The organism is Pseudomonas sp. P8_229 (genome assembly GCF_034008635.1).
GTDB lineage: Bacteria > Pseudomonadota > Gammaproteobacteria > Pseudomonadales > Pseudomonadaceae > Aquipseudomonas.
The window spans coordinates 4413446-4437190 of record NZ_CP125378.1 but is presented as its reverse complement, the minus strand read 5'-3'; the positions used below and the strand labels follow the sequence as shown (position 1 = coordinate 4437190).

Here is a 23745-nt window from a genome sequence, read left to right as displayed (position 1 = left end):
CAATAAACTGTTCCCGTTACGTTTACGTCACCGTGATGCCACCCACGCATGTGGCATTTCTCTACGGCAACGTGCCATCACGCTACTCGGCTACACACTTTCCTTCGCACGACGCTCGCACCATCTAAGTGCAACCACTCAGGCGGGCGCCCTTTCCTGGATCAGAATCCACGGACTCACCACCACCGCCCACAGCTCGGGATCGCGCTCGAAAAGATCCAGCGCCCGCGTTTCAGACAGCTTGGCGACCTTGTCTTCGGCCAGCCAGGCGGCGACTTTCTCGCCATCATCCGATGCCACGGCCTCAGCGGCGGCGATCAAATCCAGGGCTGGATCGACCCACAATAGGGCACCCTTGGCAAAGAACGGCTCCAGCTCTTTCCAGGTAATAGATGCGGTTTCACCAAGCAGCTTGGCATAGAGGGTGCTAGGTTCTTGATTCATGGGACTGTCCGGAAAAGAAATCGACGCGAATGATAACGTCGGTGGTCCGGCAGAAAAACCCGGTTGCAAAACGCTTCACCGAACGAAAAGAGCAGGAACGCCAAGGAATGCTGTGTTTGGGGCATAAGCCCCTCGAAAGCCCCGCCGCAATTCTGTATTTTTCATTCAAAAATGCGACACCCACAAGTTTTGCCCCCTGGCGCCAGCTTCCCAGGCCAACAACCGGCGCTCTACACTGTACCGGTACAGTTGCCGGGGGCATTTCCGGAGGGTATCGCAAAGATATCTGACCCGGTTCTGCTGCTACGGCGCCAGAACTCAAAAAAAATTACAACAGTAAGAGTGGAGCACTATGACTAAGGCTACTAAGCAGATTTCCAAACTGTTTGCCGCTATGGTTCTGGCCGGGGTTGCCAGCCATTCGTTCGCAGCTGACACCATCAAGATCGGTATCGCCGGCCCTAAAACCGGCCCGGTAGCCCAATACGGCGACATGCAGTTCAGTGGCGCGAAAATGGCCATCGAGCAGATCAACGCCAAGGGCGGCGTCGACGGCAAGAAGCTCGAAGCCGTTGAATACGATGACGCGTGCGATCCGAAACAAGCCGTAGCGGTCGCGAACAAGGTCGTCAACGACGGCGTCAAGTTCGTGGTCGGTCACCTGTGCTCCAGCTCCACTCAGCCTGCTTCGGACATTTACGAAGACGAAGGCGTCGTGATGATCACCCCGGCTGCGACCAGCCCGGACATCACCGCCCGTGGTTACAAAATGGTCTTCCGCACCATCGGTCTGGACAGCGCCCAGGGCCCTGCCGCCGGTAACTACATCGCCGACCACGTGAAGCCGAAAATCGTTGCCGTACTGCACGACAAGCAGCAATACGGTGAAGGCATCGCTACCGCGGTGAAGAAAACCCTCGAAAGCAAGAACGTCAAAGTGGCGGTGTTCGAAGGCATCAACGCTGGCGACAAGGACTTCTCCTCGATCATCTCCAAGCTCAAGCAAGCCAACGTCGACTTCGTCTACTACGGCGGCTACCACCCGGAGCTGGGTCTGATCCTGCGTCAAGCCCAGGAAAAAGGTCTGAAAGCCAAGTTCATGGGTCCGGAAGGCGTGGGTAACGACTCCATTTCGCAGATCGCCAAAGAGTCCTCCGAAGGCCTGCTGGTGACCCTGCCGAAATCCTTCGACCAGGATCCGGCCAACGTTGCCCTGGCTGATGCATTCAAGGCGAAGAAAGAAGATCCGAGCGGCCCGTTCGTGTTCCCTTCCTACTCGGCGGTTGAAGTGATTGCCGGCGGTATCACCGCAGCCAAATCCGAAGACCCGGCAAAAGTGGCCGCAGCCATTCACGCAGGCTCCTTCAAGACCCCTACCGGCGACCTGAGCTTCGACGCCAAGGGCGACCTGAAGGACTTCAAATTTGTGGTTTACGAGTGGCACTTCGGCAAACCGAAAACTGAAGTTTCGCCTCAGTAAGGCGCGCCCTGACTGACTGCCAATAAAGCCCACGGCGTGCCGTGGGCTTTGTTTTACGAATGTATGGGCCGCGCTGGCGTGATCCGCCAGTCTCCCCACCTGAAAATCTCAAAACCGTCATCAGCGGTTCGCTGGCAAAACCCGGATTCGAAGTGGATATAGATCCACGGGGCCGGGCGGGAAAATGACTCCACCAGTGAAATGCGTATCAGGTTTTTAGGAGCGTTGTAATGCCTGACATCTATCACTTCTTCCAACAGCTGGTTAATGGCCTGACCATTGGCAGCACGTATGCCCTGATCGCCATCGGCTATACGATGGTTTACGGCATCATTGGAATGATCAACTTCGCCCACGGCGAGGTGTACATGATTGGCTCCTACGTGGCGTTCATCGCCATCGCCGGGCTGGCCATGATGGGAATCGACAACGTCCCGCTGTTGATGACCGCGGCGTTTATCGCGAGCATCGTTGTCACCAGTTCCTACGGTTACAGCATCGAACGGATCGCCTACCGCCCCCTGCGCGGCAGCAACCGTCTGATCCCGCTGATTTCCGCCATCGGCATGTCGATCTTCCTGCAGAACACGGTTCTGCTGGCGCAAGACTCCAAGGATAAATCCATCCCCAACCTGATCCCCGGCAACATCTCCATCGGGCCAGGTGGTGCACATGAAGTGCTGATTTCCTATATGCAAATCGTGGTGTTCGTGGTGACCCTGGTCGCCATGCTCGGCCTCACGCTGTTCATCTCTCGCTCTCGCCTGGGCCGCGCCTGCCGCGCCTGCGCCGAAGACATCAAGATGGCCAACCTGCTGGGCATCAACACCAACAACATCATCGCCCTGACCTTCGTCATTGGTGCTGCGCTGGCGGCCGTTGCGGCTGTGCTGCTGAGCATGCAGTACGGCGTGATCAACCCGAACGCCGGTTTCCTCGTCGGCCTCAAGGCCTTCACCGCCGCAGTACTGGGCGGGATCGGCAGCATCCCCGGCGCCATGCTCGGCGGGCTGGTGCTTGGGGTGGCGGAAGCCTTTGGTGCCGATATCTTCGGCGACCAGTACAAGGACGTCGTGGCTTTCGGCTTGTTGGTTCTGGTGCTGTTGTTCCGTCCGACCGGCATTCTGGGCCGTCCGGAGGTTGAGAAAGTATGACTAAAAATCTTAAGCAAGCACTCTTCAGTGCGCTCTTGGTTTGGGCGGTTGCGTATCCGGTACTGGGTCTGAAACTGACCATCGTCGGCATCAACCTCGAAGTGCACGGCACCAGCCCGGCCATTCTGGCGACCATCGCCGTGTGCTCGGTGCTGATGTTCCTGCGCGTGCTGTTCAACCAGCAGATCAGCAAGGCGTGGAAATCCTCGCCGAGCCTGCCGCTGATCCCGGCCAAGGCCAGCAACTTCCTGACCCTGCCGACCACCCAACGCTACATCATCATCGCGCTGATCCTCGGTGCACTGGTCTGGCCGTTCTTCGGCTCCCGTGGCGCGGTGGACATCGCAACGCTGATCCTGATCTACGTGATGCTCGGCCTTGGCCTGAACATTGTGGTCGGTCTGGCCGGTCTGCTCGACCTGGGTTACGTCGGCTTCTACGCCGTCGGCGCCTACAGTTATGCGCTGCTGTCGCACTACTACGGCCTGAGCTTCTGGATCTGCCTGCCGATTGCCGGCCTGATGTCGGCGACGTTCGGCTTCCTGCTGGGCTTCCCGGTGTTGCGTCTGCGCGGTGACTACCTGGCGATCGTGACCCTGGGCTTCGGCGAGATCATCCGTCTGTTCCTGCGCAACCTGACCGACATCACCGGCGGTCCGAACGGCATCAGCAACATCGAGAAACCGACGTTCTTCGGCCTGACCTTCGAACGTAAAGCGGCGGAAGGCATGCAAACCTTCCACGAGTATTTCGGCCTCGAATACAACTCGATCAACAAGGTGATCTTCCTCTACCTGGTTGCGCTGTTGCTGGCACTGGCGGCGCTGTTCATCATCAACCGCCTGCTGCGCATGCCGATCGGCCGTGCGTGGGAAGCGCTGCGTGAAGATGAAATCGCCTGCCGCGCACTGGGCCTGAATCCGACGATCATCAAGCTGTCGGCATTCACCCTGGGTGCGAGCTTCGCCGGTTTCGCCGGCAGCTTCTTCGCCGCCCGTCAGGGTCTGGTGACCCCGGAATCGTTCACCTTCATCGAGTCGGCGATCATCCTCGCCATCGTCGTGCTGGGTGGCATGGGCTCGCAACTGGGCGTGATTCTCGCGGCCGTGGTGATGATCCTGTTGCCGGAAATGATGCGTGAGTTCAGCGAATACCGGATGTTGATGTTCGGTGCGCTGATGGTGTTGATGATGATCTGGCGTCCACAAGGTCTGCTGCCAATGCAACGCCCACACATGGAGTTGCGCAAATGAGCCGCGAGATTCTTAAGGTCGAAAACCTGAGCATGCGCTTCGGCGGCTTGCTCGCGGTCAATGGCGTGGCCCTGACCGTCAAGGAAAAACAAGTGGTGGCGCTGATCGGGCCGAACGGCGCGGGCAAGACCACCGTGTTCAACTGCCTGACCGGTTTCTACCAGCCATCGGGCGGCAGCATTCTGCTGGACGGCGAGCCGATCCAGGGCCTGCCGGGCCACAAGATCGCCCTCAAGGGCGTGGTGCGCACCTTCCAGAACGTGCGGTTGTTCAAAGACATGACGGCGGTCGAGAACCTGCTGATCGCCCAGCACCGTCACCTGAACACCAACTTCCTGGCCGGCCTGTTCAAGACCCCTTCGTTCCGCAAGAGCGAGCGCGAGGCGATGGAATATGCCGAGTACTGGCTGGAAAAGGTCAACCTCAAGGAGTTCGCCAACCGTACCGCCGGGACCCTGGCCTACGGTCAGCAACGGCGTCTGGAAATCGCCCGCTGCATGATGACCCGTCCACGGATCCTCATGCTCGACGAACCGGCGGCCGGCCTGAACCCGAAGGAAACCGAAGACCTCAAGGCGCTGATCAGCGTGCTGCGTGAAGAGCACAACGTGACCGTGCTGCTGATCGAACACGACATGAAACTGGTCATGAGCATTTCCGACCACATCGTCGTGATCAACCAGGGCACGCCTCTGGCTGACGGCACGCCGGAACAGATCCGCGACAATCCTGAAGTGATCAAAGCCTACCTGGGGGAAGCGTAAATGCTGCAGTTCGAAAACGTTTCCACCTTCTACGGCAAGATCCAGGCCCTGCACAGTGTCAACGTCGAAGTCCGTCAGGGCGAGATCGTGACCCTGATCGGCGCTAACGGTGCCGGCAAGTCCACGCTGCTGATGACGCTCTGCGGTTCACCGCAGGCGCACAGCGGCAGCATCCGCTACATGGGTGAGGAACTGGTCGGCCAGGACTCGTCGCAGATCATGCGCAAAAGCATCGCGGTGGTGCCGGAAGGTCGTCGGGTGTTCGCCCGTCTGACCGTCGAAGAAAACCTGTCCATGGGCGGCTTCTTCACCGACAAGGGCGACTATCAGGAGCAAATGGACAAGGTCCTTGGCCTGTTCCCGCGCCTGAAAGAACGCTTCAACCAGCGCGGCGGCACCATGTCCGGCGGCGAACAGCAAATGCTCGCCATCGGCCGTGCGTTGATGAGCAAGCCGAAGCTGCTGCTGCTCGACGAGCCGTCGCTGGGTCTGGCACCGATCATCATCCAGCAGATTTTCGACATCATCGAAATGCTGCGCAAAGACGGTGTGACGGTGTTCCTGGTCGAGCAGAACGCCAACCAGGCGCTGAAAATCGCTGACCGCGCCTACGTTCTGGAGAACGGCCGCGTAGTGATGCAAGGCACCGGTGAAGCGCTGTTGACCGACCCGAAAGTGCGCGAGGCGTACCTCGGCGGATGATGCATTCGCCCAACAAAAAAACGGCCCTCGGGCCGTTTTTTTGTATTTTGAATTCAACGCACATCCCCTGTGGGAGCGGGCTTGCTCGCGAAGACGATTTTACATTCAGCATGTGTGCTGACTGATGCACCGCTTTCGCGAGCAAGCCCGCTCCCACAAAATCAACAGCCCTTAATAAGGGTTGCAGTACTGCGCGACTGCGGTGGCCTGATCGACGTAAGGCCGGGCCGGCTCAAGGTTCCACTCAGGCTTGTTGCGCACCGGCTTGCCATCGTAGACCGCCGCCAGATGACAGACCATCTGTCGACGCAACGAGCCACCATTGACGCTGTACTGGCGCCATTGCGGATCGTCCTTGTGCTTGTTGTACAGCTCGGCAAACATCCGATCGGTCTGGTCATCCTTGATCGCGCGGCCACACGCGGTCGGCACTACCGAGAGCGACCAGGTCTTCGGCCCCAGTTTCGGATCGGGACGCTCTACCCAGGTGCTGGACTCGATGTACTTGTCGCAGAATTTTGGTTCTGCCGGCGTCGAGGTCTGGATGCACGAGAACGAGGCCTTGCCGACCGGGGTTCTCGGAAAGTCGATCTTGATGATGTTGCGGTCCTTGCCGGTCTTGGCCTTGTAGTCCTTTTGATTGGCCATCGCATCATTCAAGCCGCGCTGATCGCTGTAGAAGAACGCCAGAATCGGCAGCTCATCGGTTTTCGGGTTACCCAGGCGCAGCTCCGTCTGGGTCTGGAATTCACGGCTGTTGATGACTTTGCGCGCGCCCATGAAATTGCGAAAGGCATCGACCCGCTCCTTGCTGCTCATCGGATTGCGCATGTTGAAGCCACACTGCAACTGGTCCTGCTGGCGATTGTTGTTGTACTGGGTGAAGTGCGCGACCCAGGCATTCGGCGTCACGATGGGTGGTTTCATGGCTTGGCAGACCGCCTCGGTCGGGCCGGTATTTTTGTTGTCGCCACAGCCACGGTCATTGCGAAAATCGGTCCAGGCATCATTGGGAAACGCGCAATAGACGTGCACCGGTGTTTCTGGATCTTTCACAAGATCCCTCGGCGTAATCAGGTAGCCGTTCTGCGTGCTCATGCCCGGGTCTTCATAGCTGATGCCATCGGCGCGCATATACGAGGCGGCGAACGTGCCCAGCTCCACGGCTTTCGGGCTGGGATTCCACACGTCCCATTTCTGCCCCTTGGCCGGATCGGCCCGGTGCGTACCCCGCACCAGCAGTCCCGAACAGTCCGACGCGGGATCCTGCCCGCAACTGTCGACGGTTTTGTTGTACAACGTTTCAACCTTTTTCAGCGTCTCCGCACATGACTCGGCATTGGCCGCAGTCGTGTGCAACAGCAGCGGCAAGATCAGCAGTGGAACAGTCCTGACCAAACGTTTTTTCATGGCTTGCATCTCCTTGATTTGCCAACACACACTCAACGCGGGACCGGGTTGCAACCCGCGGCGCGAGTCTCGCTGTCCGACAACGCCGGCCTGAATGGCTCCAGATTCCATGGCGTCTTGTTGCGGTAATTGACCAGCACGCAGCTCAATTGCTGACGCATGCTGCCGACGGATCTTTCGTTGTCACGCCAGTTGCTGTCCGAGCCCTTGAGGGCGAACAACTGGTCGTACAGAACGCCGATCTGCTCATTGGGCAAGGCGCGCCCTGCTGCGGTGGGCACCACGCTCAGGGTCCATTCATCCTTGCGAGTGCCGGGATCGTAGCGTTTGATCCAGTCGGCAGAAGCGATGTATTGCGGCGCCTGGACCGGCACCGGGTTGCAACCGGCCTTCGCCGCCTCCTGGGGGCTGACCACGGGGCGGAACGGCTCCAGATTCCATTCGGTCTTGGCCGGATAGTTCTGCACCAGACAACTCAGTTGCTGGCGCATGCTGCCCGCGGCTTTCTCGTTGTCATGCCACTGGTTGTCGGCCCCACGCAGGGCGAACAGTTCCTTGTACACGGCCTCTTGGTCAGTGGCCTGAGCCGCCTTGCCCTGCGCCGTCGGCGTGACCTTCAGCGACCATTCGTTTCTTTTGGTGCCCGGGTCGTAACGCTCGATCCACACAGCATCCGCGATGTACTTCTGTGTCGGGGCGCCTCCCCCCACCACCATGTCGTCGATTGCCTGATCGGCGGCGACATAGCTGAAACGCTGTTCCGCAGGCTTGGTGAAGTCCAGGCGCAGGATCGGCACGCTGTAGCCCTGGGCCTTGAGTTTCTTCTGGAAGTTGCGCGCGCTGTTCAGGCCGTTCTCCGGTTTCGGCGGCGCCTGATCACCGCGGGTGGCGAAGTTCTGCGTGCTGTTGACGTTGTAAATGAAGGCGTCGATGTACTTCATGTTTTCGCTGCCGTCGTTGGTCGCGGTGGCATTCTTCAACATGAATTCGTTGACCTGGCCACTGAAGGCAAAGGGGTCCTTGTTGGTGGTGTTCGGGCGCGACTCATGGACCCGGATCATCGCCTGCCAGTCACTGGGCTTTTCCGCGTTCCACGAGCACTGGCCGTACTGGATCGGCCCCTTCATCAGCCCGGTGTATTTCTGCGTCCATTGCTCGGCGGTGGTCACCCCGGCCTCGGCACAGGTGCCGTAGGCCAGCGCGGCATTGCGGTTGTTCATCGTCCCTTGCGCCGCGCGCGGCGGTTCGCGGCTGTCGAAGAAACCGCAGCCGTACCATTTGCGCTCAGGCCCCGTGCCGCCATCGAAGGCGTAGATGCAGGTAAAGCCCTGCTCCTTGACCGGCAACTTCAGCGCCGCCGCATCGGTGGGCGTGCGCAGGATGAAACCGGCCGGGTGGATGAGAATCCGCGTGCTCAGATCCTTGCGAATCCACGAGTAGGAGGTCGCGCCGATCTTGATCGCATAGGGGCTGTAATCCCACGGATTGAACGGTCCGTCATTGACCATGCGCAAGGTCACGCCGCTGCAGTAATACAGCCCGCGCGCGGCACTGGTGTCGGGTTCCTGGCAGTTGTCCTTGAGGGTGTTGTAGTTGCTGTTGATGCGCTTGAGCGTGTCCAGCGGGTCGGGTTGCGGCTGGGCGTCAGCCGTGGAAAACAACAGCGGCAGCGTGCAGGCCAGAGCAAACGATGAAGCCTTGCGCGACAGTACAGCGGAGACTGAGCGATCCTTTGTCATGAGATACCGTCCTGGTAAATCGGCCTGTTGGAGTGGCCGTTGAAATGACTATAGAACACGTGTGACAGTCTGGATGGGCAGAACACTAACCCTGTAGGAGTGAGCCTGCTCGCGATGACGGCGGCATATCCAACACATCTGCTGACTGAACTAGCGCGATCGCGAGCTGGCTCACTCCTACAGGGTTTTGCAGTATCTACAAAAAAATCGGGGGAGCTGTAACGCATCGCCATGAGCGATCTCTAGAGGGGTAAGCAAGCGCACTTCGCTTGCAAAACCCAAGTTCAAACCTGGAGAAACATCATGACTGCTACTACCCGCACCCTGTCCGCCACCGCCCTGGTTCTGGCCCTTGGCTCTGCCCTGAGCATGGCTGCCGTATCGACCGTCCACGCCGCTGATGCCGACATGGAAAAATGCTTCGGCGTGGCCATGAAAGGTCACAACGATTGCGCCGCGGGCGCAGGCACCACGTGTGCCGGTACCGCGAAAATGGACTACCAGCCGAACGCCTGGAAACTCGTACCGAAAGGCACTTGCGCCACCACCGAGAGCAAGACCTCGCCGACCGGTTTCGGTCAGATGCAAGCGTTCAAAGCCAAGTCCTGATCCACGGTCTGCCTGAGTGACGATCATGTTCAGCCTCGACGAACCTGTCCCACCCCGCACTCAGGCAGCCCTCCCCGGGCTCCCGCCCCGTGCCGGGCTGGGGCTCAAGACCGGGCACTTTCGCGAAGTGCTCGGCGCCCAACCGGACCTCGGTTTCTTCGAAGTCCACGCCGAAAACTACATGGTGGACGGCGGGCCGTTTCATCACTTTCTCGGTTTGATCCGCGAGCAATATCCGCTGTCGCTGCACGGCGTCGGGCTGTCCATCGGCGCCGAAGGGCCACTGGACACTCAGCACCTGCACCGTCTGAAAATGCTGATCGAGCGTTATCAACCACAATCCTTTTCCGAACACCTGGCCTGGTCGAGCCACGGCCCGGTGTTCCTCAATGACCTGCTGCCGCTGGCCTATGACACGCCGACCCTGAACCGGGTCTGCGAACATATCGACCAGGTACAGAACACCCTCAAACGCCCGATGCTGCTGGAGAATCCATCCACCTATCTGGCGTTCCAGCGCTCGACTATCGATGAGCCGGAGTTCATCGCCGAAGTGATCCGGCGCAGCGGCTGCGGTCTGCTGCTCGACGTCAACAATGTGTACGTCTCGTGCATCAATCATCAGCGCGATCCGCTGGCTTATCTCGACGCCCTGCCATTGCAGGCTGTCGGCGAGATTCACCTGGCCGGATTTGCCGAAGACAGCGACAGCCTCGGTGACCGTTTGTTGATCGATGATCACGGTGCACCAATCGACCAGGCGGTCTGGGCCCTGTACCGGCAAGCGCTGCAACGCACCGGCGCGGTGGCCACCCTGATCGAACGCGACAATCAGGTGCCCGCCTTCAATGTGTTGCTGGCCGAGGCGCGGCAGGCCGACGAAATACTGCTCGGCGCGGGAGTCCGGCCATGAGTACTCAAGCTGCTTTTGCTGCTGCGCTACTCGACCCGCAACGGCCCTGCCCCGAGGGTTTGTGCAGTGCCAACGGCGCCGACCCGGGCAGTCGATTTTCGGTGTACCGCAATAACGTGCAAGGTTCGCTGATCAAGGCCCTGGCGGACAGTTACCCGGTGGTGCAGCAATTGGTCGGCGAGGAGTTCTTCCGCGCCATGGCTGCCGTTTTCGTCCAGCAGCAGCCACCCGCCAGTCCGTTGATGAGTCATTACGGCGAAGCCTTCCCTGCGTTTATCGACGCCTTCGAACCGGCAGCGAGCGTGCCGTATCTGGCCGGCGTGGCACGACTGGAGCAGCTGCGCACCCGCGCCTACCACGCCGCCGATGCGCTGCCCGTGCAACCGCAGCAGATCACCGCTGCACTGGCCGATCCCGATGGGCTGAGCGACCTGCGCTTCAAGCTTCATCCGTCGCTGCATCTGCTCGACTCAAACCACGCCGTGGTCGCGATCTGGGCCGCGCATCAGGGTGACGCAACGCTGGCCGGCATCGACGTCGACCACGCACAGCACGCCCTGGTACTGCGCAACGGCCTCGACGTCGAGGTGTTTGCCCTCGAACCCGGCGCCAGCATGTTTCTGCGTCATCTGCTCAATGACCAACCGCTGCTGGCGGCCGCGCAAAACAGTCCGCCATTTGACCTCAGCCACACCCTCGCGCTGCTGATTGCGCACAACGCCATCGTTGACCTGAATAACAAGGAATCGCCATGAACAATCTCATTACCCGCGCCATCGCGCTGCTGGAAAAAATCCCCCACAGCCTGATCGCTTTCATCGCGCGTTTTTCGATTGCCGCGGTGTTCTGGAAGTCCGGACAGACCAAGGTCGAAGGCCTGGCCATCGACCTGATCGACGGCACCTTTCAACTCGGCTGGCCGCACCTGGCGGACTCGACGATTCCGCTGTTCAAAAGCGAGTACCACGTGCCGCTGCTGTCACCGGAAATCGCCGCACACATGGCAGCGTTCGCCGAGCACTTCTTCCCGGTACTGATCCTGATCGGCTTCGCCACGCGGTTTTCGGCGCTGGCGCTGCTGGGCATGACCCTGACCATTCAACTGTTCGTGTACCCGGATGCGTATCCGACCCACGGCACCTGGGCGGCGGTGTTGCTGTACCTGATGGCGAGCGGGCCGGGAAAACTGTCGATCGATCACCTGATCGCACGCCGCTTTGCCAGCTGACCACAAACCCTGTGGGAGCGGGCTTGCTCGCGAAAGCGCCGTATCAGCCAGCGAATTGGTCGAATATGAAACCGTATTCGCGAGCAAGCCCGCACCCACAAGGTATGGATTCCATAGCTAGCGCTGAAGTCGATCCAGCGCTTCGCCGCTGCGCTTGAACCAGCCGATCAGATAATCCGCCAGCACTTGGGTACGTTTCGGTAACCCGCCCTGATACGGATGCACCAGGTACATCGGCATGCGTCGCGTCTGAAAGTCGCGCAACAGCCAGCGCAAACGGCCGTCAGCCAGTTCCGTCTGCAGCAGATACGACGGCAACCGTGCGATGCCCGCACCGGCGAGGGCGGCTTTTTTCAGCAGATTGTAATGGTTGCTGGCGAGCGGACCGGATACCCGTACCCGCAGCAGTTCGTGCTGCTGGTGATACAACCACTCTTCGCGGGCGCTGTAGTGGCTGTTGAGCAGGCAGCGGTGTTCAGCCAGATCCTGGGGGGTCAGCGGCTCGCCAAACTGTTCAAGATACCCTGGGCTGGCGCAGGTCATTTCCTGCCAGGCCAGCAAGGGTTTGGCCACCAGGCGCTCGTCGTTGGCCACCTCGGTGCGAATCGCCAGATCGAAGCCATCCCGGGACAGATCCCGATAATTGTTATTCAGCTCCAGCTCGATCTGCACTTCGGGATACTTCTGCGAGAACTCCAGCAGCAAACCATCGAAAAACGTTTCCCCTAGCGACACCGGCACCGTCATCCGCACCGGCCCGGCCATGTCGTCCTTCAAGCGCGCCAATGCCTGACGTGCCTTTTCCACTTGGACGACCAGCGCTTGCGCCTGCGGCAGAAGCGCGGCGCCCGCCGCCGTCAGGCTCAAGCGACGCGTGGTACGTTGCAGCAACACCACGGAAAACTGCGCTTCCAACTGGCTGATGCGCTTGGACAACTGGCCCTTGCTACAACCCAATTGCTGCGCCGCCAAGGTGAAGCTGCCGGCCTCGATCAACACCGCAAACGCCGCCAGATCATCCATTTCGCTCATGGATTGTTTCCATTTGAAAACCAAAGGTTGCCTATTAGTGCGCTTATCCGCAGAAAAAACCACTCTAGACTGAAACCTCGTTCAACCCATTGAGGATTAGCCCATGAAGATTCTGTTGATCGGTGCCGCCGGCACCATCGGTTCGGCCGTGGACAAGGAACTGAGCCAGCGCCACGAAGTGATTCGCATCGGTCGCAGCAGCGGCGACTTCCGGGTCGACATCAGCGACAGCGCCTCGATTCGTAAACTGTTCGAGCAGACCGGCAAGTTCGACGCGCTGGTTTGCGCGGCCGGCAACGTGACCTTCGCCCCACTGGGCGAGATGACCGCCGACAGCTTTGCGCTGGGCCTGCAAGACAAGCTGATGGGCCAGGTCAACCTGCTGCTGATCGGCCGCGAATACGCCAACGACGGCGCCTCGTTCACCTTCACCACCGGCGTGCTCAGCCACGACCCGATCCGCACTGGCGCCTCGGCAGCACTGGTCAACGGCGCACTCGACAGCCTCGTGAAAGCCGCTGCCATTGAACTGCCGCGCGGCCTGCGGGTGAACTCGATCAGCCCGACGGTGCTGCTGGAAGCCATGGGCAGCTACGCCCCATACTTCCGTGGTTACAAGCCGGTTCCGGCGGCCGATGTGGCGTTGGCCTACGCGAAAAGTGTCGAAGGCCTGCAAACCGGCCAGACCTTTCACGTGGGTTGAAAAGCCTCGGCATGCGGCGCTGACCCAGCGCCGCATCAAGGTTTTTTAAGCTCCAGCAGCGTGGGAAGCAGCTTGCTGGCGACCTCGCGGGGCACGCTTATCATCAGACCCGGGCCATTGATCACCGATTGAATCGTCGCACTCGACACCTGAACGCCATTGATGGACAACAGCAGGGGCTGGTGCATTTTCTCAGTCGTCACCTGCTGCAGGCGACGCTGTGCATCCGGGCTCAACGTGACATTGAGCATGAGGGCTTGCGGATTCGGATTATCGATTCGTTTGAGCTCAAGGCTCATTTCGGAGAAGTCCGCATCCGATGAAAAGGCAATTTCTGCCGCCATCGACTGCCACGAAGCCATCATTGCCAGTACCGTCAATAGCACCCTGCCTGATCCTTTCATAAAATCTCCCGTATCCAAAAGGCGGACAAGGTACGACCAAGTGTCCTTCGTCCCGACTCCGAAAGTTAAGCCAAATGTTTCCGGTACGTGGCAAGTCCAACTCATGGTTGTGATAAGCGGTCAGCCTGCGTAACGTGGCGGCACTTGTCTGGAGAGCCGAAGATGCGTGTTGCCCGTTCGTTGATCGTAGTTGCCCTGCTGCCGTTGTTCGCCGCCTGCCAATTGCTTGATGGCCCGCGTCAAAGTGTTTCCCACGTCGGGCAGACCCGGATGCAAGGGCAATTGACGGCGGCCGACGGCAGACTGGTGTTCCAGCCGTGTGGCGAACAGCGTCAGTACGCGGTCAACGACATCGGCGGCACCAGCGTGCTGCAAGAGGCCGCGACCCTCGCCGATCAGCAGGGCAAGCTGTTTGCCGACGTACGCGGGAAGCTCGCCGGCGACCGCCTCGACCTCGCCCAGTTGTATCGCGTCGAGCGCTCCGGCACCGCATGCGATGACCCCAACTTCAAGCTGCTGACCCTGCGTGCCAGCGGCCACACGCCCGAGTGGAACGTCAAAGTCAGTGGCAAGGGCATGGTCATCGATCGTGAAGGCCAACCGGCGCTGGCAGTGCCTTATGTCGAAGAACAACTGGGCGACGGTCGCTTCAACCTGAGCAGCGAAGCCAACAACCAGCGCATCGAGTTGTGGGTCGCGCCGCAACGCTGTATCGACAGCAGCACCGGCAGCGTGCAGCACATGAGCGCCGAACTGCGCATCGACGGCAAGGTGCAACGCGGCTGCGGGTATTTCGGCGGATCGCGCAACGACTGAGCGTTTTAGCCTCACCGGATCCGGCCTTTGCGGCTTATAATCGCGCCTTCAAACGCCCTGGCGCAGTTGTGCGCCCCGCGAACCCGGATCCTCGCCATGTTACGAATCACCGAACTCAAGCTGCCAATCGACCATCCCGAAGAAGACCTGCGCCCTGCCATCGTGCAGCGTCTGGGCATCGCCAGCGATGATCTGCTCGATTTCACCTTGTTCAAGCGCAGCTACGACGCGCGCAAAAAGTCCTCCGAACTGTGCTTCATCTACACCATCGACCTCGAAGTGCGCGACGAGGCCAAGGTGCTGGGCAAGTTCGCCGACGACCGTAACGTCAACGTGGCGCCGGATGTCAGCTACAAATTCGTAGGCGAAGCGCCAAGCGACCTGAGCCAGCGCCCGATTGTGGTCGGTTTCGGCCCGTGCGGGATCTTCGCCGGCCTGCTGCTGGCACAGATGGGCTTCAAGCCGATCATCCTCGAACGCGGCACCGAAGTGCGTCAGCGCACCAAGGACACCTGGGGCCTGTGGCGCAAAAGCGTGCTCAACCCCGAGTCCAATGTGCAGTTCGGCGAAGGCGGCGCGGGCACGTTCTCCGACGGCAAGCTGTACAGCCAGATCAAGGATCCTAAGTTCCTCGGCCGCAAAGTCCTGCACGAGTTCGTCAAGGCCGGCGCGCCGGAAGAAATCCTCTACGTCAGCAAGCCGCACATCGGTACGTTCCGTCTGACCGGCATGGTCGAGACCATGCGTGAAGAGATCCGCGCCCTGGGCGGCGAAGTGCGTTTTCAGGAGCGCGTTAGCGACGTGCTGATCGAAGACGGCCAACTGGTCGGCGTCGAGCTGGCGAGCGGCGAAACCCTGCATTCGAAACACGTGGTCCTGGCCCTCGGCCACAGTGCCCGTGACACCTTCCGCATGCTCCACAGCCGTGGCGTGTTCATGGAAGCCAAGCCGTTCTCGGTGGGTTTCCGCATCGAACACCCGCAATCGCTGATCGACCGTGCGCGCCTGGGCAAGTATGCCGGCCACCCGAAACTGGGTGCCGCCGACTACAAACTGGTGCACCACGCCAAGAACGGCCGTTCGGTCTACAGCTTCTGCATGTGCCCGGGCGGCACCGTGGTGGCGGCGACGTCCGAGCCGAATCGCGTGGTCACCAACGGCATGAGCCAGTACTCGCGTAATGAACGCAACGCCAACTCCGGGATCGTCGTCGGTATCACCCCGGAAATCGACTACCCGGGCGGTCCACTAGCGGGTATCGAGTTGCAGGAGCGCCTGGAGTCCCACGCGTTCATCCTCGGCGGCAGCGACTACAAGGCACCGGCGCAACTGGTCGGCGATTTCATCAACGACATTCCTTCGACCGAATTGGGTGAAGTCGAGCCGTCGTACAAACCGGGTGTGGCACTGGGCGACCTGTCCCTGGCGCTGCCGGACTTCGCCATCGAAGCGATCCGCGAAGCGCTGCCGGCGTTCGAGAAGCAGATTCGTGGTTACTCGCTGCACGATGCGGTGTTGACCGGGATCGAGACTCGCACCTCGTCGCCGCTGCGCATCACGCGTAACGAGTCGCTGCAGAGCATGAACGTGAAAGGCCTGTTCCCGGCCGGTGAAGGCGCGGGTTATGCGGGCGGGATTCTGTCGGCGGGTGTCGACGGGATTCGTATTGCAGAAGCTGTGGCGCGAGACATTTTGGGCTTGGAAGCCTGATACATCTGTTTTGAAGTGACACCAACCTCCTGTGGGAGCGGGCTTGCTCGCGAATGCGGTGTGTCAGTCGACGATAATGTTGACTGACACACCGCATTCGCGAGCAAGCCCGCTCCCACATTGGTTTCCGAGTTTGGCTTTAGATATTGGCGCGCAACACTGAAGCCGGCAGCGCTTCACCGCGCTCGGCACTCGCCGCCACCGCCGCAATCAACCCCTCCAGCTCATACCCCTGCGCCTTCAGCCAGGCCTGATCGTAATAGGTGTCGGCATACCGTTCGCCGCCATCGCACAGAATCGCCACGATCGACCCCGACTCCCCCGCCGCTTTCATCTGTTGCGCCGCCATCAGCGCGCCGATCAGGTTAGTGCCGCTCGACCCGCCGACATGCCGCCCCAGGCGCTGCGCCAGGTAATGCATGGCCGCCAGCGACAAGGCGTCCGGCACCTTGACCATCGCATCGATCACCTTGGGCAGGAACGACGCTTCCACCCGTGGCCGGCCAATGCCTTCGATCCGCGAACCGCAGTCCAGACGCAGACTGGCGTCACCGGTCTGGTAGTAGTCAAAGAACACCGAACGCTCGGCGTCGGCACACAGTACGCGCGTGCAATGCTGGCGATAGCGCACGTAGCGGCCGAGCGTCGCGGTGGTGCCGCCGGTGCCCGGGCTGGAAATCAGCCAGCTCGGCTCCGGGTGCTTCTCGAAACGCATCTGCTGGAAGATCGACTCGGCGATGTTGTTGTTCGCTCGCCAGTCGGTGGCCCGCTCGGCGTAGGTGAACTGATCGATGAAGTGGCCGCCATGCTCGCGGGCCAGACGCTCGGACTCGGCGTAAATCTGCGTCGGGTCTTTCACCAGATGGCTCTGACCACCGTAAAAGGCAATCTGCGCGATTTTCTCTTTGGAGGTGGTCGCCGGCATCACCGCGATGAACGGCAGGCCAAGCATCCGCGCGAAATACGCCTCGGAAATCGCCGTCGAACCGCTGGACGCCTCGATCACCGGCGCGCCGGGCTTGAGCCAGCCGTTACACAACGCGTACAGGAACAGCGAGCGCGCCAGGCGATGCTTGAGGCTGCCGGTGGGATGACTGGACTCGTCCTTGAAGTACAACTCGATGCCCGAAAAACCCGGCAGCGGCAAGGGGATCAGATGGGTGTCGGCGCTGCGCTGGAAGTCCGCTTCAATGATGCGGATGGCTTCGCGGGCCCACTGTCGGTTGTCGCTCATGGTCATGCTCTCGTTGAATCGGGCAGGAATCGCCTCGTCACAGGCTCAGCTCTCAAGCATAGGAAAAAACCTGCAAAGCTCACAGATACAGCTGAGGCTCAATATATCCGCCAACTGCTAGGCTCTGTGCAAGTGCGTGTCCGACCTTTTGCAATGTAGATGGAGAGCGACCTTGCCGCTGCGTACAACCTTCACCCGTTTCTTTCAGTTGGAAGCGGCCAGCGGCCTGCTGTTGATCGCCGCCGCCATCCTCGCTCTGATCATCAACAACTCACCGCTGTCGTGGCTGTACACCGGCCTGCTCGACACGCCGGTGGTGGCGCAGATCGGCGCGTTGAAAATCGCCAAGCCGCTGCTGTTGTGGATAAACGACGGACTGATGGCGCTGTTCTTCCTGCTGATCGGCCTGGAGGTGAAGCGCGAAGTGCTCGACGGGCAGCTGTCGAAACCGTCGCAGATCGTTCTGCCGGGTGCGGCGGCGGTCGGTGGCATGCTGGTGCCGGCGCTGATTTACTGGCTGCTCAACCGTGACAGCCCGGCGGCCCTGAACGGCTGGGCGATTCCGACCGCCACCGATATTGCCTTCGCCCTCGGTGTACTGGCCCTGCTGGGCAAGCGTGTGCCGGTGTCGCTGAAACTGTTCCTGATGACCCTGGCGATCATCGACGACCTCGGCGCCATCGTGATCATCGCGATCTTCTATTCCGGCGAGCTCTCGACCCTGTCGCTGGGGCTGGCGGCGGCGTGCATCGCGGCCCTGGTGGCGATGAACCGGCTCGGCGTGGTCAAGCTCGGGCCGTACATGATCATCGGTTTGATCCTGTGGGTGTGCGTGCTCAAGAGCGGTGTCCACGCGACACTGGCCGGTGTGACGCTGGCGTTCTGCATCCCGCTGCGCACGAAAAATGCCGAACCGTCGCCGCTGCTGACCCTCGAACATGCGCTGCATCCATGGGTCGCGTACGGCATTCTGCCGCTGTTCGCCTTCGCCAACGCCGGCCTGTCGCTGAGCGGCGTGACGGTCGAAAGCTTCACCCATCACGTACCGATGGGCATCGCCATCGGCCTACTGTTGGGCAAGACCGTCGGCGTGTTCGGCCTGACCTGGCTGGCGGTGAAAATCGGCATCGCCACCCTGCCCCAGGGCGCCAATTGGGGTCAGGTGCTGGGCGTGGCGATCCTCTGTGGCATCGGCTTCACCATGAGCCTGTTTGTCGGCTCGCTGGCCTTTGAGCCGGGGGTAAGCGACTACGCCGGGATGGACCGGATGGGCATCCTCACAGGCTCGATTCTGGCGGCGTTGATCGGTTATGCGGTGACGGCGGCGGCGAGTCGCAAAGCTTGACGCGAAATCTAAAACACCTGTGGCGAGAGGATTCATCCCCGATGGCTGCGCAGCAGCCCTGAATCATGGGGACCGCTGCGCAGTCCGTCGGGGATAAATCCCCTCACTACAGGTCTGGCTTGTCTGACATTAAGCGAACAATCCCCACCTCAATAGAGACGCGTCCTACAGCTACCATCTGCCTGCTTCGTTAACGTCGCACAGCCCTTTCGAAGGGTTGTCGACGGATGAACGAAAGGACGCTCAGTGGCTCGCAACAAGGACATTCCCCGGGTCCCCAACCCACCGGCGGGCGACGGGCATCACGTCACCTACCGCTACATGACGGCCACTGAACTGGCCGAGCGCGAAGCCCGACAAAACGCTTACGACGCCATGCTGGCGCGGCAGGATGCCTTCGAGCGCAGTCGAGAGGTTGCGACCAAAAAGCCAGATCCCGTGCGTGCCGGGTGCGTGTTCGCCAAATCCTGCAAATTGCCGGACGCGATCATCGATTATTCGAACCCTTCGGGGATGGTGCCGACGGACAGCCTCAAGGATTACGGCGAGCTGATCCTGCTTGGCGCACGTGAAAGCGATGGCAACGGTGGCATTGCGCTGAAGAAACTCAGCGCCACGGCAATTCCCGCCGGGCTGGGCAGTTTCGCCTTGGCCGGCGCCGCGTTCGAGGCGCTACCCGCGATCACCGCCGGAACCGCGGCCGCCACCCTGGCAGGACTGGTGGCGCTGCTCATGCCTTCCAGCCTCGGCGACAGCGCGCTCTATAACGACGAGCAACTGCGCAGCCTCAAACAGGCCCGCACCCGCGTTCGCCTGCACATCGAACAACAGGCCGATGGCAGCCTGCGGGGCTACGGCTTCTACACCGGCAGGAACCGCGATTGGGAAATGGTCGATGTCGTGCAGTTCACGGCACGCGGCGACCTATTCGTCGCCGACCTGGGTGAAGGCATCGAACTGATCTGGACGCCTGCGGTGGATGGCTCGGACATTCTTGGCATTCCGGCGCTGGAAGCTGCACCGCAGGCACCGCACATCTGGGTGTATCCACCGACGAAAGCGGCGGACGGGATACTGGTGAGTCCGGTTTATCCGCCGGAGTATCGGGATTTCATTCTGGTGTTTCCGGCGGATTCGGGGGTTCGGCCTCTGTACATCGTGGTCAACACCTCGCGCAAAGGCTTACCGTTAGCGGGACACAGCTATCATAAACCTCCAAAAGCAGAGGAAATTACTGCGTTTCCCGGTCTGAAAAAGGTACAGAAAATGAATCCCGTACAAGGAGGTGGCGCACTTCGGGAACGATGGAAGGATGCAAAAGGCAGGAAAATTTATGAGTGGGACTCGATGCACGGCGAGTTGGAAGTTTACCGTGCAAGTGACGGAACTCATCTAGGCGCTTTTGACCCTTTTACAGGAGAGCGACGCGAGGACCCGAAAGATGAAAGAAGCATCAGAAAAAAATACTTGTGAGGGTGATGATGGGATTAAAACTAAGGCTGGAGTGGTACGACAAGCAAACCCATCTATGCGAAGACGAAGAGTACTCCAAGGATTTAGGCGATGATGAAAGCGTTCTGAATGCCTTGGGCATACCGGTGGAAAACAACATAAATAATGGCGGCTTCAACGTAGTCGAAAGTTGGAAACCTATCCTTCAACCTTACTTTCAAAACAATATTTCCCTTACGACTTACGACTATCAGATTTCGTTTGACTACAGCGACGTCTGGTAACCGGCACCCAAGATCATAAGAAAACCCCGACCAGTCACCTGATCGGGGTTTTCTTATGGGGACTGCTGCGCAGTCCGTCTGGTGCTGTGGAAAAGTACGACGCACGGGGTAAGCACATTGGCGAATTTGATCCAAACACTGGAGAGCCTACGTCTACAAAAAAGAACAAAAAATCGAAAAATGGCAAGAAAAGGAGTATTGAGCCTTGAGATTCCTAGTAGAAGCCTTTGACAAAAAAACTGACTACCAAACATCAGTCATTGAAATCCCCGAGAATTGCGTCGAGCAACTCAAATCGATAATGGGTTGGAGAACTAAGCAGCAAGGGTGGGAAGGTTACGACCTGGATCAGCAACAACTGAAAGCCATTGAGGCGCTGATTCAAAAGTCTATCGAAGATCCGCGTTATTACTTCCAACTGACTTGCAATGGGCATTGAACCGACAAACAAAAAACCCCGACCAGTCACCTGATCGGGGTTTTCTTATGGGGACCGCTGCGCAGTCCGTCGGGGATGAATCCCCTCACTACAGGTCTGGTTTGTCTGACATTAAGCGAACAATCCCCACCTCAATAGAGACGCGTCCTACAGCTACCATCTGCCTGCTTCGTTAACGTCGCACAGCCCTTTCGAAGGGTTGTCGACGGATGAACGAAAGGACGCTCAGTGGCTCGCAACAAGGACATTCCCCGGGTCCCCAACCCACCGGCGGGCGACGGGCATCACGTCACCTACCGCTACATGACGGCCACTGAACTGGCCGAGCGCGAAGCCCGACAAAACGCTTACGACGCCATGCTGGCGCGGCAGGATGCCTTCGAGCGCAGTCGAGAGGTTGCGACCAAAAAGCCAGATCCCGTGCGTGCCGGGTGCGTGTTCGCCAAATCCTGCAAATTGCCGGACGCGATCATCGATTATTCGAACCCTTCGGGGATGGTGCCGACGGACAGCCTCAAGGATTACGGCGAGCTGATCCTGCTTGGCGCACGTGAAAGCGATGGCAACGGTGGCATTGCGCTGAAGAAACTCAGCGCCACGGCAATTCCCGCCGGGCTGGGCAGTTTCGCCTTGGCCGGCGCCGCGTTCGAGGCGCTACCCGCGATCGCCGCCGGAACCGCGGCCGCCACCCTGGCAGGACTGGTGGCGCTGCTCATGCCTTCCAGCCTCGGCGACAGCGCGCTCTATAACGACGAGCAACTGCGCAGCCTCAAACAGGCCCGCACCCGCGTTCGCCTGCACATCGAACAACAGGCCGATGGCAGCCTGCGGGGCTACGGCTTCTACACCGGCAGGAACCGCGATTGGGAAATGGTCGATGTCGTGCAGTTCACGGCACGCGGCGACCTATTCGTCGCCGACCTGGGTGAAGGCATCGAACTGATCTGGACGCCTGCGGTGGATGGCTCGGACATTCTTGGCATTCCGGCGCTGGAAGCTGCACCGCAGGCACCGCACATCTGGGTGTATCCACCGACGAAAGCGGCGGACGGGATTCTGGTGAATCCGGTTTATCCGCCGGAGTATCGGGATTTCATTCTGGTGTTTCCGGCGGATTCGGAGGTTAAGCCGGTTTACATTGTTCTCAGCCGAGCTCGCGACCATGCCTACTACGACCACCCAAAGACGCTACCTGCGTTTCCTGATGCAGTCAGAGTGAAGTCCAAGTCATCGGTTCAAGGTGGTGGAAAGCGGCGAGCACGCTGGGTAGACCGCAAAGGTCGGATCTATGAATGGGATTACAAAAGCAATGCTGTAGAAAAATACGACAAACTAGGAACCACTCATTTGGGTGAGTTCAATCATATTACTGGTGAACAAACCGGGCCTGCCGAGCCGGATAGAAGAACCTCTAGAAATTAAGGGACTAATGCATGCGTTACCTTTCAATCACCGGGTTTTACCCTGACGAAATCCAAGACAACTCGCTACAGTTTGAAATGGATATCAACGGTAGCGAAATGAATGAAAAGGTTGCACAGCTCATTGAATCCAAACCGCTGAGCGAACTGGAACCTGGGGAGTTGTTATTGAGCCAGGATCAAGTGAGTTCATTGGAGGCTCTTCTAAACGTCAGCTTCCCGAAGGGTCTGGAGTATTTTATGGGCACCTGTGCCCAGCACTGAGCAGCCGAACTGAAACAAACAAAAAACCCCGACCAGTCACCTGATCGGGGTTTTCTTTTACCGCTCGTTGCCGCTTAGTGCGAAACGCGGCTGGTGCCACCGACGGTGGAGATGCGCACGCGCTCACCGACACGGAACACTTCGTTCTCCTGAACCTGTTGCACGTAGGCGCGCATGCTGCCGTCGTCTTCGCGCACGGTGATTTCCACGCCCTGGGTGCGGGTCAGGCCTTCTTCGGTGGCCGAACCGATCAAACCACCGGCCACAGCGCCGATGACCGCTGCCACGATGCTGCCCTTGCCGCCACCGATGGCGCTGCCACCAACGCCACCGACTGCTGCACCCGCGAGACCGCCGATCGGGGTCTTGGTGCCTTCGATTTTCACCGGACGCAGGGATTCGATGGTGCCCATGCGAATCGTCTGCACGCGACGCGCTTCGTCACGGGAATAGGAGTCACCGGTCAGGCTCGACTGGCAGCCGGTCAGCAACATCGCCATCGTGGAAAAGGAAGCAACCAGCAGAACAGACTTACGCATAGCATCAACTCCAAAAGTACATTTATTCATTAAACCCCGCTGCTTGACGCCTGTCACGACACAGCCCGGATAAACTTGATTTTATTCAGGCCCGGTACAGGCACCTGCAGAACCACCCAACAGTAGCGCCAAATCGCCCAACCTGCCCTGCCGACCCAAGGATTTTCATGGATTACTTGATCATTTTCGTCACCACCGTCGCCGGTCTGTACTTCCACGGGTGGCTGTACGTGCGGATCAAACGCTGGATGGATCGTGACCTGGCGTTGTCCCTGGCGGGCAACGATGAAGGCAAACGCGCCTTCATGCTCGAACAATTAGCCCATGCCCAGGCACAGAAGATCAAGCGTCGGGACTTGCCGAAGTGGCTTGAGGCCACTGCGGCAGGCTATCACGCTCGGTAGAC

The 23745-nt window shown here is 59.7% G+C and carries 27 protein-coding genes; 20 read left to right on the top strand and 7 right to left on the bottom strand.

Annotated features, from left to right (window positions below):
• Positions 1-138: 138 nt before the first annotated feature.
• On the bottom strand, positions 139-444 hold the full coding sequence (locus QMK55_RS20025; RefSeq protein WP_102358563.1) for a DUF2288 domain-containing protein: 306 nt from the start codon (positions 442-444) through the stop codon (positions 139-141).
• Between the two features lie 352 nt (positions 445-796).
• Here QMK55_RS20025 and QMK55_RS20020 point away from each other — a divergent pair, with 352 nt between their 5' ends.
• The 5 genes from QMK55_RS20020 to QMK55_RS20000 all read left to right on the top strand — a co-directional run bounded on the left by QMK55_RS20020 (position 797) and on the right by QMK55_RS20000 (position 5797).
• Entirely contained in the window at positions 797-1924 is a 1128-nt protein-coding gene (locus tag QMK55_RS20020) for a branched-chain amino acid ABC transporter substrate-binding protein (RefSeq protein ID WP_102358564.1), read from the top strand.
• A gap of 230 nt (positions 1925-2154) precedes the next feature.
• The gene (gene livH, locus QMK55_RS20015; RefSeq protein ID WP_003222384.1) at positions 2155-3078 is read left to right on the top strand and encodes a high-affinity branched-chain amino acid ABC transporter permease LivH; all 924 of its coding nucleotides are present in this window, start codon (positions 2155-2157) and stop codon (positions 3076-3078) included.
• Positions 3075-4331 (top strand): high-affinity branched-chain amino acid ABC transporter permease LivM, encoded by a 1257-nt coding sequence (locus QMK55_RS20010; protein WP_102358565.1) that lies wholly within the window; start codon positions 3075-3077, stop codon positions 4329-4331. The genes livH and QMK55_RS20010 overlap by 4 nt, the downstream gene beginning before the upstream one ends.
• Positions 4328-5095 carry a high-affinity branched-chain amino acid ABC transporter ATP-binding protein LivG gene (gene livG / locus QMK55_RS20005; RefSeq protein ID WP_102358566.1) on the top strand — a complete coding sequence of 256 codons (768 nt, stop codon included), beginning with the start codon at positions 4328-4330 and terminating at the stop codon, positions 5093-5095. The genes QMK55_RS20010 and livG overlap by 4 nt, the downstream gene beginning before the upstream one ends.
• Positions 5096-5797, top strand: a complete 702-nt coding sequence (locus QMK55_RS20000; protein ID WP_008082262.1) for an ABC transporter ATP-binding protein — start codon at positions 5096-5098, stop codon at positions 5795-5797.
• Between the two features lie 171 nt (positions 5798-5968).
• Here the strand turns inward: QMK55_RS20000 and QMK55_RS19995 are convergent, their stop codons facing one another.
• Positions 5969-7207 (bottom strand): DUF2599 domain-containing protein, encoded by a 1239-nt coding sequence (locus tag QMK55_RS19995; RefSeq protein WP_320329826.1) that lies wholly within the window; start codon positions 7205-7207, stop codon positions 5969-5971.
• A gap of 32 nt (positions 7208-7239) precedes the next feature.
• On the bottom strand, positions 7240-8946 hold the full coding sequence (locus QMK55_RS19990) for a DUF2599 domain-containing protein (protein WP_102358568.1): 1707 nt from the start codon (positions 8944-8946) through the stop codon (positions 7240-7242).
• Positions 8947-9249: 303 nt separating this feature from the next.
• On the opposite strand from QMK55_RS19990, the gene QMK55_RS19985 reads away from it, so the two are divergent.
• The 4 genes from QMK55_RS19985 to QMK55_RS19970 are packed head-to-tail and all read left to right on the top strand — an operon-like array spanning position 9250 to position 11696.
• Positions 9250-9555, top strand: a complete 306-nt coding sequence (locus QMK55_RS19985; protein WP_025110762.1) for a DUF2282 domain-containing protein — start codon at positions 9250-9252, stop codon at positions 9553-9555.
• 25 nt (positions 9556-9580) lie between these two features.
• Positions 9581-10468 (top strand): DUF692 domain-containing protein, encoded by an 888-nt coding sequence (locus QMK55_RS19980; protein WP_102358569.1) that lies wholly within the window; start codon positions 9581-9583, stop codon positions 10466-10468.
• Positions 10465-11223, top strand: a complete 759-nt coding sequence (locus QMK55_RS19975) for a DNA-binding domain-containing protein (RefSeq protein ID WP_320329825.1) — start codon at positions 10465-10467, stop codon at positions 11221-11223. Before QMK55_RS19980 ends, QMK55_RS19975 begins: the two co-directional genes overlap by 4 nt.
• On the top strand, positions 11220-11696 hold the full coding sequence (locus QMK55_RS19970; RefSeq protein WP_102358571.1) for a DoxX family protein: 477 nt from the start codon (positions 11220-11222) through the stop codon (positions 11694-11696). The genes QMK55_RS19975 and QMK55_RS19970 overlap by 4 nt, the downstream gene beginning before the upstream one ends.
• A 117-nt stretch (positions 11697-11813) precedes the next feature.
• Here QMK55_RS19970 and QMK55_RS19965 read toward each other — a convergent pair whose 3' ends face one another.
• A complete protein-coding gene (locus QMK55_RS19965) occupies positions 11814-12728 on the bottom strand; it encodes a LysR family transcriptional regulator (protein ID WP_320329824.1) in 915 nt (304 codons plus the stop codon).
• A gap of 103 nt (positions 12729-12831) precedes the next feature.
• On the opposite strand from QMK55_RS19965, the gene QMK55_RS19960 reads away from it, so the two are divergent.
• Positions 12832-13431 (top strand): short chain dehydrogenase, encoded by a 600-nt coding sequence (locus QMK55_RS19960; RefSeq protein WP_320329823.1) that lies wholly within the window; start codon positions 12832-12834, stop codon positions 13429-13431.
• 35 nt (positions 13432-13466) lie between these two features.
• Here the strand turns inward: QMK55_RS19960 and QMK55_RS19955 are convergent, their stop codons facing one another.
• Entirely contained in the window at positions 13467-13835 is a 369-nt protein-coding gene (locus QMK55_RS19955) for a hypothetical protein (RefSeq protein ID WP_102358574.1), read from the bottom strand.
• Positions 13836-13997: 162 nt separating this feature from the next.
• On the opposite strand from QMK55_RS19955, the gene QMK55_RS19950 reads away from it, so the two are divergent.
• Both QMK55_RS19950 and QMK55_RS19945 read left to right on the top strand, forming a co-directional pair.
• A complete protein-coding gene (locus QMK55_RS19950; protein ID WP_320329822.1) occupies positions 13998-14651 on the top strand; it encodes a hypothetical protein in 654 nt (217 codons plus the stop codon).
• A gap of 96 nt (positions 14652-14747) precedes the next feature.
• Positions 14748-16361 carry an NAD(P)/FAD-dependent oxidoreductase gene (locus QMK55_RS19945; protein ID WP_320329821.1) on the top strand — a complete coding sequence of 538 codons (1614 nt, stop codon included), beginning with the start codon at positions 14748-14750 and terminating at the stop codon, positions 16359-16361.
• A 139-nt stretch (positions 16362-16500) separates the two neighbouring features.
• Here QMK55_RS19945 and QMK55_RS19940 read toward each other — a convergent pair whose 3' ends face one another.
• Positions 16501-17595 carry a PLP-dependent cysteine synthase family protein gene (locus QMK55_RS19940; RefSeq protein WP_102358801.1) on the bottom strand — a complete coding sequence of 365 codons (1095 nt, stop codon included), beginning with the start codon at positions 17593-17595 and terminating at the stop codon, positions 16501-16503.
• A gap of 172 nt (positions 17596-17767) precedes the next feature.
• On the opposite strand from QMK55_RS19940, the gene nhaA reads away from it, so the two are divergent.
• The 7 genes from nhaA to QMK55_RS19905 all read left to right on the top strand — a co-directional run bounded on the left by nhaA (position 17768) and on the right by QMK55_RS19905 (position 22800).
• A complete protein-coding gene (gene nhaA / locus QMK55_RS19935; protein ID WP_102358802.1) occupies positions 17768-18940 on the top strand; it encodes a Na+/H+ antiporter NhaA in 1173 nt (390 codons plus the stop codon).
• A gap of 246 nt (positions 18941-19186) precedes the next feature.
• Positions 19187-20413, top strand: a complete 1227-nt coding sequence (locus tag QMK55_RS19930) for an S-type pyocin domain-containing protein (protein ID WP_320329820.1) — start codon at positions 19187-19189, stop codon at positions 20411-20413.
• Between the two features lie 5 nt (positions 20414-20418).
• Positions 20419-20676 (top strand): colicin E3-like toxin immunity protein, encoded by a 258-nt coding sequence (locus tag QMK55_RS19925; protein WP_413787275.1) that lies wholly within the window; start codon positions 20419-20421, stop codon positions 20674-20676.
• Positions 20670-20885, top strand: a complete 216-nt coding sequence (locus QMK55_RS19920) for a colicin E3/pyocin S6 family cytotoxin (RefSeq protein WP_320330269.1) — start codon at positions 20670-20672, stop codon at positions 20883-20885. Before QMK55_RS19925 ends, QMK55_RS19920 begins: the two co-directional genes overlap by 7 nt.
• Positions 20882-21115 carry a hypothetical protein gene (locus QMK55_RS19915; RefSeq protein WP_320329819.1) on the top strand — a complete coding sequence of 78 codons (234 nt, stop codon included), beginning with the start codon at positions 20882-20884 and terminating at the stop codon, positions 21113-21115. Before QMK55_RS19920 ends, QMK55_RS19915 begins: the two co-directional genes overlap by 4 nt.
• Positions 21116-21343: 228 nt before the next feature.
• Positions 21344-22537 (top strand): S-type pyocin domain-containing protein, encoded by a 1194-nt coding sequence (locus QMK55_RS19910; RefSeq protein WP_320329818.1) that lies wholly within the window; start codon positions 21344-21346, stop codon positions 22535-22537.
• Between the two features lie 11 nt (positions 22538-22548).
• Positions 22549-22800 carry a pyocin S6 family toxin immunity protein gene (locus QMK55_RS19905; protein ID WP_102358804.1) on the top strand — a complete coding sequence of 84 codons (252 nt, stop codon included), beginning with the start codon at positions 22549-22551 and terminating at the stop codon, positions 22798-22800.
• 74 nt (positions 22801-22874) lie between these two features.
• On the opposite strand, the gene QMK55_RS19900 is transcribed toward QMK55_RS19905, so the two are convergent.
• On the bottom strand, positions 22875-23339 hold the full coding sequence (locus tag QMK55_RS19900; protein WP_007918566.1) for a glycine zipper 2TM domain-containing protein: 465 nt from the start codon (positions 23337-23339) through the stop codon (positions 22875-22877).
• Positions 23340-23506: 167 nt separating this feature from the next.
• Here QMK55_RS19900 and QMK55_RS19895 point away from each other — a divergent pair, with 167 nt between their 5' ends.
• Positions 23507-23743 (top strand): hypothetical protein, encoded by a 237-nt coding sequence (locus QMK55_RS19895; RefSeq protein WP_102358805.1) that lies wholly within the window; start codon positions 23507-23509, stop codon positions 23741-23743.
• The last annotated feature ends 2 nt before the right edge of the window (positions 23744-23745 follow it).

Bases quoted from the DNA above. Each gene is read 5' to 3' on its own strand.
- QMK55_RS19960 (WP_320329823.1), top strand. From the start codon at position 12,832: ATGAAGATTCTGTTGATCGGTGCCGCCGGCACCATCGGTTCGGCCGTG.
- QMK55_RS19925 (WP_413787275.1), top strand. From the start codon at position 20,419: ATGATGGGATTAAAACTAAGGCTGGAGTGGTACGACAAGCAAACCCAT.
- QMK55_RS19975 (WP_320329825.1), top strand. From the start codon at position 10,465: ATGAGTACTCAAGCTGCTTTTGCTGCTGCGCTACTCGACCCGCAACGG.
- QMK55_RS19995 (WP_320329826.1), bottom strand. From the start codon at position 7,207: ATGAAAAAACGTTTGGTCAGGACTGTTCCACTGCTGATCTTGCCGCTG.
- QMK55_RS19985 (WP_025110762.1), top strand. From the start codon at position 9,250: ATGACTGCTACTACCCGCACCCTGTCCGCCACCGCCCTGGTTCTGGCC.
- QMK55_RS19905 (WP_102358804.1), top strand. From the start codon at position 22,549: ATGCGTTACCTTTCAATCACCGGGTTTTACCCTGACGAAATCCAAGAC.
- QMK55_RS19980 (WP_102358569.1), top strand. From the start codon at position 9,581: ATGTTCAGCCTCGACGAACCTGTCCCACCCCGCACTCAGGCAGCCCTC.
- QMK55_RS20025 (WP_102358563.1), bottom strand. From the start codon at position 444: ATGAATCAAGAACCTAGCACCCTCTATGCCAAGCTGCTTGGTGAAACC.
- QMK55_RS19895 (WP_102358805.1), top strand. From the start codon at position 23,507: ATGGATTACTTGATCATTTTCGTCACCACCGTCGCCGGTCTGTACTTC.
- QMK55_RS19900 (WP_007918566.1), bottom strand. From the start codon at position 23,339: ATGCGTAAGTCTGTTCTGCTGGTTGCTTCCTTTTCCACGATGGCGATG.
- QMK55_RS19990 (WP_102358568.1), bottom strand. From the start codon at position 8,946: ATGACAAAGGATCGCTCAGTCTCCGCTGTACTGTCGCGCAAGGCTTCA.
- QMK55_RS19970 (WP_102358571.1), top strand. From the start codon at position 11,220: ATGAACAATCTCATTACCCGCGCCATCGCGCTGCTGGAAAAAATCCCC.
- QMK55_RS19945 (WP_320329821.1), top strand. From the start codon at position 14,748: ATGTTACGAATCACCGAACTCAAGCTGCCAATCGACCATCCCGAAGAA.
- QMK55_RS19950 (WP_320329822.1), top strand. From the start codon at position 13,998: ATGCGTGTTGCCCGTTCGTTGATCGTAGTTGCCCTGCTGCCGTTGTTC.
- QMK55_RS19940 (WP_102358801.1), bottom strand. From the start codon at position 17,595: ATGAGCGACAACCGACAGTGGGCCCGCGAAGCCATCCGCATCATTGAA.
- livG (WP_102358566.1), top strand. From the start codon at position 4,328: ATGAGCCGCGAGATTCTTAAGGTCGAAAACCTGAGCATGCGCTTCGGC.
- QMK55_RS20000 (WP_008082262.1), top strand. From the start codon at position 5,096: ATGCTGCAGTTCGAAAACGTTTCCACCTTCTACGGCAAGATCCAGGCC.
- livH (WP_003222384.1), top strand. From the start codon at position 2,155: ATGCCTGACATCTATCACTTCTTCCAACAGCTGGTTAATGGCCTGACC.
- QMK55_RS20020 (WP_102358564.1), top strand. From the start codon at position 797: ATGACTAAGGCTACTAAGCAGATTTCCAAACTGTTTGCCGCTATGGTT.
- QMK55_RS19965 (WP_320329824.1), bottom strand. From the start codon at position 12,728: ATGAGCGAAATGGATGATCTGGCGGCGTTTGCGGTGTTGATCGAGGCC.
- QMK55_RS20010 (WP_102358565.1), top strand. From the start codon at position 3,075: ATGACTAAAAATCTTAAGCAAGCACTCTTCAGTGCGCTCTTGGTTTGG.
- QMK55_RS19955 (WP_102358574.1), bottom strand. From the start codon at position 13,835: ATGAAAGGATCAGGCAGGGTGCTATTGACGGTACTGGCAATGATGGCT.